Raw genomic sequence first — 11,865 nt, 5'->3', positions numbered from 1 at the left:
GCGGCGGCCCGCACGCGAACGCGTGCGGGCCGCCGGTGGAGTCGTTCCGGAGGGGTCAGCCCAGCCGGATCACGCCGTAGTCGAAGCCCTTTCGCCGGTAGACGACACTCGGCCGGCCGGCCTCGGAGTCGTTGAACAAGTAGAAGTCGTGGCCGACCAGCTCCATCTCGTAGAGAGCCTGGTCCACCGTCATGGGATCCGCGTCGTGTTGCTTCTCGCGGACGACGCGGCCGGGCTGATGGCCCAGGTCCTCGTCTTCCCAGCGCCCCTGCCGGGGAATGTCGCCCGCACTCGTCGCCGCGAAACCGTTCGCCATGGATTCGGTCGCGTCGGGTGCGTCCAGGACGGCCGTGCCCATGGCGGGCCCGGCGACGGCATCGGATCCGCCTGCCATCGACGTCGCCTCGGCGACGGACTCGGGACGGCTGCGTCCGTAATGCACACGCCTGCGGTCGTGTGTCCGCCGGAGCCGGTTTTCCAGCTTGGTGACGGCGGAGTCGAGCGCTGCGTAGAAGTCGGCTGCGCTCGCTTCGGCGCGAACAGCCGGACCGCGGCCCTTCCCGGTGATCTCGACGCGCTGGCAGCTCTTGGCCTGCCTGCGGTTGGGCTCGTGGAAGAGCTCCACGTCGTAGCGGATGACCTTCTTGTCGTAGCGCTCAAGGCGGGCCAGCTTTTCGCTGACAAGCGCCCGGTAATGCTCGGGCACCTCCACGTTGCGGCCCTTAACGACGATGTCCATACACGACCTCCCTCGCTGAGGAAACTGCGAGCTGTTGTGTGTTCTCACGGCACCGGTGCCGCAGCGGCTGCTGCACGGATTCGGCGGGCTGAAAAGAATTCGGCGACCGGATCACGACGTCTCGTGGCGGAAGCTCGAACGCGAACTCAGCGGGCCGCCGGCGCCAGGGACATGGGCTGCACACCTCCCTGCCTGCGGGTTTTGCTGATAGCGGAGCACGTTAGCTTCATCACGCCGTCCGCAACAGCCCCCGAGCCGGGGGATGTCACGATCCGGGAACTCGTCACGGCGCGCAGTGAATCATGCGTGCGCAGCCCGGAACCGCCGCTCGGAAGGCCGAGCGCGCGCGCCCAAGTTTCACGCGGACGGCTCAACCCAGCGGCACCTCGGACGCCGAGGGTGACCGGCCCGCCCGGCACAGCCGCCACCTCGGTGGACTGCCCCGACGCTGGGGTGATTCCGGCCTCGACCCTCATGTCCGGACAACGGGCGACGACGGCGGGAGGTTCCCTCTTGACATCACTCGTGTAGGTGACACCTGGCGGTAGTGGGCGGTGGAGCGTGATTGCCTCCCTGGCAAGAATGCGGGCGGAATTCTTCGGGCGGACGGTTCGGGGAATCGTTCCGTTTTCGGCTCAGGGCGCGGCGGAGGACCGGTTTCCGCGCCGCCGGATTTCGGTTTTCGGCGGCCGCCGGGTCTTGGCACGGCGGCGGATTCGCGGCGGGCGGACCGGACCAGGGCGGGTTCAGGTTTCGGACGTGGGGACAGGCTCCCTTCAGACTGTCGCCAGCAAGGCGAGTACCGCCACCACCGGCACACCCGCGTTTTTCAACGCCGTGACGCATGCGGCGGACGTGGCGCCTGTGGTGATCACGTCGTCCACCACCACGACCCGGGCGTCCGGCGGCGGACGACCGGCCGCGGCGAACCGCAGGCGGCCTTCCAGATTGGCCACGCGTTCCGCCCGGCTCAGGCCGACCGCGTCCCGTCCGCCCTTCACCACCAGGGCAGGCGCGACATACGCCCCCGTCAGCCGAGCGGCTTCCGAAGCGATCCGCTGGACGTGCGGGCCTCCGCGCACCCGCGAAGCGGTCCGTCGGCTCGGTGCCGGGACGAGGCACCACGGACTGGCGCGAGGCCCGCCGGAAGGCAACGCCGCCAGCCCAGCCGCCAGCACGCGGCCCAAAAACGGGACTATGTCGCGACGTCGACGTTCCTTGCAGGCGATCAAGGTTCGCTGGGCGACCCCCGCGTAACGCGCCAAGGCATAGGCCGGAGCCAACCCGGCCAGCGGCGCGCGGAATACCGCAGTGGGGGACCCCCACGTCGTGGAGCACGCGGCGCACACGGGCGCGCCGCGGGTGTCACAGCCCGCGCAGTAGGTCGGCAGGAGCAGGTTCACCAGCAGTCTCAGGAACATGACTCCGAGTGTGCACCCGACCACCGACAGTTTCGGGCCGCGCGCACCCCGGAGCCCCGGAATCACCCCGGATAGAACGGATCCGCGTTCTGCATCGAGTGCGCCTGCGGCCGCCAGACTTCGCCCAGTTCGGTCGCCGTCCACAGCCCCCCGGCGTCCGCGACCACGATCGGCCGGCTCGGAGCCGCCGCGACCGCACGCACCGGCGCGGTGAGGTTCGAGCTGTTGTAAGCGTCCATCCGCCGACCGTCCACCGACAGCCGCTGAACCGGCTGCGAGGGCGAAGACGTCGCGGCCACGAGGGTGTCCGGCGTCGAACCCCAGTCCACATCCGAGACGTCCGACAGCACGCCCGGCTGCAGCACCCGAGGCTCGCGCAAGGTGACCGTGTCGCCACTGCGCACCACCGACGCCACGACCAGCTGGCCGTTCACCGTCGCGGCCACGCGAGCGCCGTCCCGGGAAAGCCGCAGGACGCCGATCGGCCCCAACGCCAGCAGGTCGTTCGCGTTGACGCTCTGGCGCAGCCAATGGCCGTTCGGGTCGAGCACCATTCGCGCGATGATCGAGTGGTCGACGACCGTCCACACCTCGTTCGACGGCCCGGCTCCGGTCTGGGCCGGACGCCAGGTCGGACGGCTCAGCGAACCGCCGCCGAGGTCGACTGTCGGGAGGTCGCGGCCGAGATCGCCGATGCGCAGCCGCACGCGGTCGCCGTCCTGCTCGACCACCGCGAGGCGTTTGCCGTCGATCGACTGGGCCGCGCTCACCACCGCGTACGCGCCGTTGCCCGCCGCGCCCGCGATCGGAGCGCCGTCGCCGAGCGAACGGATGCGCCCGCCGATCGTCATCAGGCCCTGCAGGTCCGAACTCGGCGACGAAGCGGCGTTGTACGCGGGGACGTCGCTGCTGCGCCAGTACTCGTGGCCCTGCACGAGCGGCGCGCCGTCGGCGAGCAGCCGGATCCGGGTGGACGTGACGGTCTGCATCGACAGCACGATCTGCGCGGCGATCAGCGACCGCGTCTCGGGGCTGGTCCCGGCGAGTCCCGTCAGCTGCACGGTCAGCGAGCCGTCGTCGTTGTTCTTCACGTTGTTTTCGAGCGACACCCCGTCGCCGAACAGGTTCTTCACCGCGCCGGTCAGCCCGGCGGACGGGCCCTGCAGGATCAGGTCCATCACGCGGCCCGGCATGCCCGACTGCGGTTTCGCCGGGACGTAGCGCAGGTCGGGCACGAAGGAGCCGGAGTCGGCCGAGTAGAAGCTCACCGAGACCGGGTTGTAGTTCCCGTCGAACTCGTCGTCGGTCACCAGCAGCACCGGCGGGGGCGGGCTGGAGATCCGCCATTGGCCGTCGGCCTGCTTGCGCACCTGGAAGGTCTGCTCGGCCGGGCCGCTGCCGGGGATGAACGCGGAGTCCGCGCTCAGCGTGCCGAGCACCGAACCGCGCACCGAAACCGTGCGGACGTTCGGGTCCGGCGCCGTCGACGACGGGGTGGGCGTCGCGGTTGGACTGGTGCTGGCGGCGGTGTCGTAGACCGTGCTGAAGGTCTTGTCGATGATCGTGAACGAGCGGTTCGGCCGCCACGCGCCGCGCTGTTTGTCGTCGAGGAACGCGCGCGAGGCCGCGTTGCCCGATCGCGGATCGGCGTTGGCCTTGATGAACAGCCGCACGATGTCGAGGGGGTCGGCGTTGGCCGGCGGCTCCGGAGCGTCGTTGGCCTGCTGCGGGGCCTTTTCGGCGGACACCACGACCGGCAGCGATTCCTGCGGAACGTTCGCGCAGCTCACGAGCACCAGAGCGCAGGCGAGAAAGAGAAGCGCTCGCCTCACTGGCCGACCTCCTCCCGGTCCGGCCCCGGATCGGCGAGGATCGCCTCCGGCGCGGGATGCAGTTCGGCGACCGACGACGGCGAGAGCGTGATTTCCGAAACGGCGTCCGGCGGCGGCAGCACCAGCGGGCTGTCCGCGATCGGCACGCCCTGCCGGCGCGGCACCACGAGCCGGAAGCACGCGCCGTGTCCCGGTTCGCCCCACGCGTCGAGAACGCCGCCGTGCAGCCGCGCGTCCTCCTGGCTGATCGCGAGGCCGAGCCCGGTGCCGCCGGTGCGCCGGTTGCGCGACGGGTCGGCGCGCCAGAACCGGTTGAACACCAGTTCGGCCTCCCCCGCCCGCAAGCCGACGCCGTAGTCCCGGACGGTGATCGCGACCGCGGACTCGTTCACCGCGACCGTCAGCACCACCGGTTTGCCCTCACTGTGGTCGACGGCGTTGGCCAGCAGGTTGCGCAGGATCCGTTCGATGCGCCGCGCGTCCACCTCGGCCGAGGCGTCCTCGTCCGGCAGCACCAGTTCGACTGCGCTGCCGGCGGTTCCGGCGAGCACCCGCACCTGCTCGACCGCACGCGTCGCGATCGGCCGCACGTCGATGTATTCGGCGGACAGCTCCTCGACGCCCGCGTCGAGCCGGCTGATCTCCAGCAGGTCGCCGAGCAGCGCTTCGAACCGGTCCAGCTCGTCGACCAGCAGTTCGGTCGAGCGGGCGAGGCCGGGCGGGAACTGTTCGCGGGACGCGTGCAGCACGTCGGCGGCCATCCGCACGGTGGTCAGCGGGGTGCGCAGCTCGTGCGACACGTCGGAGGTGAACCGGCGCTGCAGGCCGCCGAATTCCTCGAGCTGACGGATCTGGTTCTGAATGCTGGCCGCCATGCTGTTGTAGGACACCGCGAGTTTGGCGAGGTCGTCCTCGCCCACGACGGCGAGCCGCTGGTCGAGGTCGCCGCCGGCGAACTGTTCGGCCGCCGCGACGGCTTGCCGGACCGGCCGCACCACCTGCCGGACCACCAGGTTCGTGATGCCGGCGAGCAGCAGCAGCAACACGATGCCGGCGACGAACAAGGTGTTCTGCACGGTCGAGACGGTGGTCTGCTCGCTGGTGAGCGGGAAGAGCAAGTACAGCTGCAGCGGGCTGGCCGCGGTCGCGAGCGGAGTGCCGACGATCAGGTACGTGGTCCGTACGCCGTTCTCGTCGACTGTGTGCTCGAGCCGCGCGAGGTGGTCGGCCTCGACGAACTGGCGCAGCCGCTCCGGCACCGAGTTGAACGGCCCGACGTACACCGGGTCGGTGTCCGACTGGCCGCGTCCGACGCTGGCCAACACCGGTTCGAAGGTGCCCGCGGTGGAACCCGCGCGCGACGAGGAAGTGGTGGAGATCTTCTTGAGCGCGTTCTGCAACCGCGTGTGCAGCGCGTCCGCGGACTCGCCGCCGACGCCGACCAGTTCGCGCGCGGCGGTGTCGGCGAGCGCCTGGGTCTGCTCGACCGCGGCGCGGCGTTTGGTGTCCAGCAGCCGTTCGGTGATCTGGTTCTGCAGGACCATGCCCAGCACGAACACCACGGCAGAGGACAACGCGAGCGTCGAGATCGTGACGCGGAACTGCAGCGAGTGCTTCCACAGCTCGTTGAACGCCACCGCGCGGCGGCGTGCGAAAACCACGACCCGGGCCGAAAGCCGAGCCGCGGCGCGGGCGGCGGCGCGAAGCCGCCCCGCGAAACCGGTCATCGGCGGATCACGGCGGGCCGGCCTTGTACCCGACCCCGCGCACCGTCAGCACCACCTCCGGGTGCTCCGGGTCCTTCTCCACCTTCGAGCGAAGGCGCTGGACGTGCACGTTCACCAGCCGGGTGTCGGCCGCGTGCCGGTAGCCCCAGACCTGTTCGAGCAGCACCTCGCGGGTGAACACCTGGCGCGGCTTGCGGGCCAGCGCCACGAGCAGGTCGAATTCGAGCGGGGTCAGCGGGATCGCCTTGCCGTCGCGGGTGACCTCGTGTCCGGGAACGTCGATCGCGAGATCGCCGATGGTGAGCGATTCGGCGGGCTCGGCCTCGGTGCGGCGCATCCGGGCGCGCACGCGGGCGACCAGTTCCTTCGGCTTGAACGGCTTGACCACGTAGTCGTCGGCCCCGGACTCGAGCCCCAGCACGATATCCACGGTGTCGCTCTTGGCGGTGAGCATCACGATGGGCACGCCGGACTCGGCGCGGATCGCCTTGCACACGTCGATGCCGTTCATGCCCGGCAGCATGAGGTCGAGCAGGACCAGGTCCGGTTTCAGCTCCCGCAGCGCGGGAAGCGCGCGCGAACCGTCCGCGACCACCGCGGTGTCGAACCCCTCGCCGCGGAGCACGATGGTGAGCATCTCCGCGAGCGCCGGGTCGTCGTCGACCACCAAGACACGTGCCTTCATGACCACATGTTCGCACTACCGCCCGCACCCGTGCGCACGACCCGCGCGTTTGACCACCGGAAAGATCAAGATCACCGGCCCGGTTGGGCCATCCGGACGCGTCCGGCGCCCCGGTGGCGGGCGGATTCGCCCGCTCAGCCGAACAGATCGCAGCCGAGCCGTTACTGTTGCGCTATGCGGAACCAGGACTCGGGAAACGCAACGGGAAGCGCGGTGCAGTCCGTCGACCGGGCGATCAACGTCCTGGAGCTGCTGGCCCGCAACGGCGAAACCGGCATCACCGAGATCGCGGGCGAGCTGGGCGTGCACAAGTCCACCGCGTCCCGGCTGCTGAGCGTGCTGGAGGCGCACGGGCTGGTCGAGCAGCTGGGCGAACGCGGCAAGTACGCGATCGGGTTCGGCGTGGTCCGGCTGGCCGGCGCCGCGACCGGCCGGATGGATCTGGCGAAGCTCGGCAGGCAGACCTGCCAGGCGCTCGCCGAGGAACTGGGCGAGACGGTCAACATCGCGATCGCCGACGCCGGGGTCGCGATCAACATCAGCCAGGCCCGCGGGTCGGCGGCGATCACCACGCAGAACTGGACCGGGCAGCGCACACCGCTGCACGCCACGTCCAGCGGCAAGGTCCTGCTGGCGGCGATGGACGAGGCCGAGCGGAAGCGGATGCTCGCGCACGAGCTGGAGCAGTACACGCCGCGCACCACGGTCGACCGGGACGAGCTGGCGGCCGAACTGGACCGCGTCGCCGAGGACGGTTACGCGGCCTCCTTCGAGGAGCTGGAACTGGGCATGCACGCGGTCGCGGTGCCGGTGCGCGGGCCTGGCGGCGAGGTCGTCGCGGCGATGAGCGCGTCCGGTCCGTCCTACCGGCTGTCCAAACAGCGGATCCGGCAGATCGTCGCGCCGATGGCCGAGGCGGCCCGGGAACTTTCCGCTCAGCTCGGCTACTTCTCCGCGTGAACCGGGCGGCCGCGGCGGCTCTCTTGACAGCGCGCCCGCGATCCCGCAATTTGTGAGTTGCAGCAGACGGAACACCGATCTCCATCCGCAACGCGTCCGATCCCCGGCGGGGGCGTTCCGGCATGCCTGTCTCGTCCCGAGCCGGGCCGTCCGCGACGGCCGGCAGGCAGGAGGTACCTCGCGATGGCGGTGCGACCGCGGGTCGTTGTGCTCGGCGCCGGACTCCTCGGTTGCGCGGTCGCCGACGAGCTGACCGAACGAGGCTGGACGGACGTCACCGTCCTCGAACCGGAACCGGCGATCGCCTCGCCCGGGCCGGGACTGCTCTTCCGCACGCACGCCGATCGCACGGCGTCCGAGTTCGCGAAGTACACGGCGGAGAAGTACAGCGGGCTGACCGTCGACGGCGGCTGGTGCTTCCAGCCGGTCGGGAGCCTCGAACTGGCGACCACTCCCGAGCAGCTTTCCCGGCTGCGGCAACGGCTGGGCTGGGCGACGTCGTCCGGCGTGCGCGGCTATCTGCGCGAACCGGGCGAATGCGCTCAACTGCACCCGCTGCTCGATTCCGCGAAGGTGGCCGGCGGCCTGCACGTCCCCGGCGACGGGCTGATCAAACCGCTCCGCGCGGCCCTCGCCCAAGCTCGCCGCGCGACGGAGCGGGGCGCGAAATTCCTTACTGGGCAAGAGATTGTCGAGATCGTGCGCACGGCGGGCCGGGTGACCGCGGTGGCGACCGCGACCGACCGGTTCCGCGCCGACGTGGTCGTCTCCTGCGCCGGAGTACGCGGACCGCGGCTCGGGCGGCTGGCCGACCTCTCCGTGCCGGTGGTGCCGATCGCCGTCGAGCACGCGCTGACCACGCCGTTGGCGCGGCTCGCCGGAGACAACGACCCGTTCACCGAGGCGGACAAGCCGATCTTGCGCGGGGCCGGGCTGGCGCTGCGCGAGCACATCGACCGGCTGGGCATCAGCGCGCTCGGTCCGGTCGACACCGACGCCGCGTTCGCTCCGGCGGGCTTCGAGGAGTCGTGGACGGCCGCGCTCGGCTTGGTGCCCGCACTCGCCGACGCGAAGGTCGAGGAGGGCGTCCGGCAGCTGGTCCCGGGCACGCCGGACGGATTGCCGCTGCTGGGCGAGCATCCGGATCTCGACGGGTTCTGGGTCGCCGAGGCGGTGGACTGCGCGTGGTCCGCCGGGGTCGCCCGGGAGCTGGCGCGCTGGCTCATCGAGGGGCAAGCACACCTCGACCTGCACTCCGTCGACCTTGCCCGGTTCGATCGGCTGCAGCTCGCCCCCGGCCGGGTGCGGGAGCGGAGCTTGGCGGCGGCGGGCCATCCGCGGCCAGCGCCGGAACTGCTGCGGACCACTCCCTGCTACGAGCGCGAAGTCGCGCTGGGCGCGGAGTTTCGCGAGGAAGACGGTTGGGCGCGGCCTCAGCGGTACGCCGATGCCCGCACGGAGGCCGTCGCGGCTCGGAGCCGGGTGGCGTTGTTCGACCTGACCCCGAGGCGACGGCTGGAGATCACCGGCCGCGGCGCGCTGCCGTTCCTGCAGACGATGACCACGAACCAGCTCGACCGGCCGTCCGGCTCGGTCACCACCACGTTGCTGCTCGGCGAAGACGGCGGCGTCCGCAGCGATCTCACCGTCGCCCGGCTCGGCGCGGAGCAGTTCCACGTCGCCGCGCACCATCACCGGGACGTCGCCTGGCTGCGCCGTCATCTGCCCGGCGACGGCTCGGTCCAGCTGCGCGAAACGACCGGCGGCACCTGCTGTCTCGGCTTGTGGGGACCGCTCGCCGAGCAGGTGCTGCCCGAACTGTCCACATCGGACTCCCGCGTTCGGCGGACGTACGTCGGCGACGTGCCGGTGACCGTGCTGCGAGTGTCCGACGTGGGCGAATCCGGCTGGGAGCTGCACACCGGCGCGGACCTCGGCCGGTCGCTGTGGGACACGCTCTGGTCGGCCGGGCAGCCGTACGGGATCGTCGCGGCCGGCGAAGACGCGCTGCGCAGCCTCCGGATGGAGGAAGGGCACCGAAGCTGCGGCATCGACGTGACCACCGAGCACGATCCGTACGAGGCCGGTCTCGGGTTCGCGGTGCGGATGGACAAGGGCTACTTCCTCGGCCGGGACACGCTTCTCCACCTTTCTCCCGCGACGGCGCGCCGGAAGCTGGTGTGCTTGACCGTCGACAACTCGCGTTCCGTCATGCAGGGCCGGGAACCGGTGTACGTCGACGGCCGCCCCTCGGGGTATGTCACGAGCGGGGCGTACGGCTACACCATCGACAAAAACCTGGCCTACGCCTGGCTTCCCGTCGCGGACGCCCGGCCGCGCACGCCGGTGGAAATCGAGCACTTCGGGAAACGGCTCGCGGCGCGGGTGGCCGCCGAGCCGTTGAGGGGCAGTGAATGACGCACTACGACGTGATCGTGATCGGTCTCGGCGGAATGGGCAGCGCCGCTGCCTACCGGCTGGCGCGACGGGGCCAGAAGGTGCTCGGGATCGACCAGTTCGCGCCGGTGCACAACCTCGGTTCGAGCCACGGCGGCTCGCGGATCACGCGGCAGGCATACCTCGAAGGCCCCGATTACGTGCCGCTGCTGCTGCGCGCGCACGAGATGTGGGACGAACTCGAACGCGACTCCGGGCGGTCGCTGTTCACCCGCTGCGGTGCGGTGATGGGCGGACCGCCGGAGTCGCGCACGATCGCGGGCAGCACGCTTTCCGCGGAGAAGTTCGACATCCCGCACGAGATCCTGGACGCGGCCGAGATCCGGCGCCGGTTCCCCACCATCACCCCGGCCGAGGACGAGGTGGCGTTGTGGGAACCCGGCGCCGGTTTCGTGTCGCCCGAAGGAAGCGTCGCCGCACACCTGCGGCTCGCCGCGCGCCACGGCGCCGAACTGCACCACGAAGAGCAGGTATTCACGTGGACCAGCACGGAATCCGGCGTGCGCGTCGGCACCGCTTCGAGCTACTACACCGCCGAGCGGCTCGTGCTGTGCCCCGGCGCGTGGGCACCCGTGCTGCTCGCTGACCTAGGCGTCGACTTCGACGTACGACGCCAGGTCCAGTACTGGTTCGAACCAACGGACGTGCGGCCGTTCGCCGAGCATCCCGTCTACCTGTGGGAAACCGCTGAAGGCGACCAGTTCTACGGATTCCCCGCGCACACCGCACAAGGCGTCAAAGTCGCCATGCACCTCGGCGGCACGCCGTGCAGCGCCGACACTGTCGACCGGCGGATCCGCGACGACGAGGTACGCGAGGTCGCGGCCGTTGTCGGCTCCCGGATGCCGACGCTCCCGGCGACCTTCCGCCGCGCGGCGACCTGCCTCTACACCAACACGCCGGACGAGCATTTCGTGATCGCCCCGCACCCGAGGCATCCGCGCGTGGTGGTGGCGTGCGGATTTTCCGGGCACGGCTTCAAATTCGTGCCGGTGGTCGGCGAGATTCTCGCCGACCTGATCGTCGACGGCACGACGCGGCACCCGATCTCGCTGTTCGATCCGGCGAGGTTCACTCCGTAGCGAAGTAGTGCTCTTCAGCCAGATCCTCAAGCAGGCCAGGGTGTTCCGGCTTCCAGTCCAGCAGCTCGCGCGTGCGCGCGGCGGACGTCGGGGCGTCTGCCTGCACCATCGGCGCGAGGAACCCAAAGTGCGCGGGGGCTTCCTCCGGCGTGATGGACTTCGCCGGGACACCGAGCCGCGTACCGATCGTCTCGGCGATCTGCCGGAGCGAGATGGCTTCGTCGCCGACTGCGTGCAGCATCGATCCGGCCGGAGCTTTCTCCAGCGCCAGCCGGTACAGGCGGGCCGCGTCGAGCGTGTGGCCCGCGGCCCAGCGGCTGGCCCCTTCGCCGACGTACGGCGAGACCCCGGCCGAGCGGGCCAACCGGATCATGGTCGGGACGAACCCGTGCTTGTCGAGCGAACTGTGCACCGACGGCGGCAGCCGCACGACTGACGACCGGACGCCGCGTCCGGCGAGCCCGAGCACGTAGTTCTCCGCATCGACTCGCGGGCCGCCGGGAAGGCGGTCCTCCTCGGTCGCGGTGCGGCCGAGCCCGGTGAGCATCAAGGTTCCGGAGGTCGAGACCAGTGGCTTGCCGGTGCCGGCGAGAGTTTCGCCAAGAGCCTTCAGCGCGGCGAAGTCCGCTTCGACCGCGCCGGCGAACTCGCCGCTGGCCATCAGGTCGTGTTTGAACGCCAGATGCACGACGCCGTCCGCCTCGGCGGCCGCTTCGCGCAGGCCGTCGAGATCGTCGAGGTCGCCGCGCCGCACCTGCGCGCCGCGTTCGGCGAGCACCGCGGCGGAGGCGTCCGACCGGGCGAGGCCGACCACCTCGTGTCCGGCGGAGAGCAGTTCGGGAACGAGGGCCGAGCCGACGTGGCCGCTGCCCCCGGTGACGAAAACCCGCATGGGATGGTCCTTCCACAGTTGATGACACCTGGTGACATCACCATACGCCGGATGTCATCTGGTGTCATCA

Annotated in this window: 9 protein-coding genes; 3 read left to right on the top strand and 6 right to left on the bottom strand. The window is 70.7% G+C overall.

The window, feature by feature from the left end; genetic code table 11:
* Window positions 1–55: 55 nt before the first annotated feature.
* From hpf to mtrA, 5 genes are all read right to left on the bottom strand, one after another.
* The gene (gene hpf / locus ATK30_RS26080; protein ID WP_101437830.1) at window positions 56–739 is read right to left on the bottom strand and encodes a ribosome hibernation-promoting factor, HPF/YfiA family; all 684 of its coding nucleotides are present in this window, start codon (window positions 737–739) and stop codon (window positions 56–58) included.
* 776 nt (window positions 740–1,515) lie between these two features.
* Window positions 1,516–2,160: a ComF family protein gene (locus tag ATK30_RS26075; protein WP_101441081.1), complete on the bottom strand. Its 645-nt coding sequence runs from the start codon at window positions 2,158–2,160 to the stop codon at window positions 1,516–1,518.
* 62 nt (window positions 2,161–2,222) lie between these two features.
* Complete coding sequence (locus ATK30_RS26070) at window positions 2,223–3,992, bottom strand: LpqB family beta-propeller domain-containing protein (protein ID WP_101437829.1); 1,770 nt, start codon at window positions 3,990–3,992, stop codon at window positions 2,223–2,225.
* Window positions 3,989–5,719 (bottom strand): MtrAB system histidine kinase MtrB, encoded by a 1,731-nt coding sequence (mtrB, locus tag ATK30_RS26065; RefSeq protein ID WP_101437828.1) that lies wholly within the window; start codon window positions 5,717–5,719, stop codon window positions 3,989–3,991. The genes ATK30_RS26070 and mtrB overlap by 4 nt, the downstream gene beginning before the upstream one ends.
* Window positions 5,720–5,726: 7 nt before the next feature.
* Window positions 5,727–6,404 (bottom strand): MtrAB system response regulator MtrA, encoded by a 678-nt coding sequence (gene mtrA, locus ATK30_RS26060; protein ID WP_037355684.1) that lies wholly within the window; start codon window positions 6,402–6,404, stop codon window positions 5,727–5,729.
* Window positions 6,405–6,578: 174 nt separating this feature from the next.
* Between mtrA and ATK30_RS26055 the strand changes: the two genes are divergently transcribed.
* The 3 genes from ATK30_RS26055 (at window position 6,579) to solA (ending at window position 10,903) form a co-directional block, all read left to right on the top strand.
* On the top strand, window positions 6,579–7,364 hold the full coding sequence (locus ATK30_RS26055; RefSeq protein ID WP_101437827.1) for an IclR family transcriptional regulator: 786 nt from the start codon (window positions 6,579–6,581) through the stop codon (window positions 7,362–7,364).
* 183 nt (window positions 7,365–7,547) lie between these two features.
* Window positions 7,548–9,782, top strand: coding sequence for an FAD-dependent oxidoreductase (locus tag ATK30_RS26050; RefSeq protein ID WP_101437826.1), 2,235 nt, complete (start codon window positions 7,548–7,550; stop codon window positions 9,780–9,782).
* On the top strand, window positions 9,779–10,903 hold the full coding sequence (gene solA, locus ATK30_RS26045) for an N-methyl-L-tryptophan oxidase (RefSeq protein WP_101437825.1): 1,125 nt from the start codon (window positions 9,779–9,781) through the stop codon (window positions 10,901–10,903). The genes ATK30_RS26050 and solA overlap by 4 nt, the downstream gene beginning before the upstream one ends.
* Here solA and ATK30_RS26040 read toward each other — a convergent pair.
* Window positions 10,893–11,795 (bottom strand): SDR family oxidoreductase, encoded by a 903-nt coding sequence (locus tag ATK30_RS26040; RefSeq protein WP_101437824.1) that lies wholly within the window; start codon window positions 11,793–11,795, stop codon window positions 10,893–10,895. The genes solA and ATK30_RS26040 overlap by 11 nt on opposite strands.
* Between the last annotated feature and the right edge of the window lie 70 nt (window positions 11,796–11,865).

The sequence above is a fragment of the Amycolatopsis echigonensis genome (genome assembly GCF_002846615.1).
Taxonomy (GTDB): domain Bacteria; phylum Actinomycetota; class Actinomycetes; order Mycobacteriales; family Pseudonocardiaceae; genus Amycolatopsis; species Amycolatopsis echigonensis.
The sequence above is the reverse complement of the archived record's forward strand: the minus strand, read 5'-3'. Positions and strand labels throughout refer to the sequence as shown.

Excerpts from the sequence above, each read along its gene's own strand:
- ATK30_RS26055 (WP_101437827.1), top strand. The coding sequence starts at position 6,579 with ATGCGGAACCAGGACTCGGGAAACGCAACGGGAAGCGCGGTGCAGTCC.
- mtrB (WP_101437828.1), bottom strand. The coding sequence starts at position 5,719 with ATGACCGGTTTCGCGGGGCGGCTTCGCGCCGCCGCCCGCGCCGCGGCT.
- mtrA (WP_037355684.1), bottom strand. The coding sequence starts at position 6,404 with ATGAAGGCACGTGTCTTGGTGGTCGACGACGACCCGGCGCTCGCGGAG.
- ATK30_RS26075 (WP_101441081.1), bottom strand. The coding sequence starts at position 2,160 with ATGTTCCTGAGACTGCTGGTGAACCTGCTCCTGCCGACCTACTGCGCG.
- ATK30_RS26050 (WP_101437826.1), top strand. The coding sequence starts at position 7,548 with ATGGCGGTGCGACCGCGGGTCGTTGTGCTCGGCGCCGGACTCCTCGGT.
- ATK30_RS26040 (WP_101437824.1), bottom strand. The coding sequence starts at position 11,795 with ATGCGGGTTTTCGTCACCGGGGGCAGCGGCCACGTCGGCTCGGCCCTC.
- hpf (WP_101437830.1), bottom strand. The coding sequence starts at position 739 with ATGGACATCGTCGTTAAGGGCCGCAACGTGGAGGTGCCCGAGCATTAC.
- solA (WP_101437825.1), top strand. The coding sequence starts at position 9,779 with ATGACGCACTACGACGTGATCGTGATCGGTCTCGGCGGAATGGGCAGC.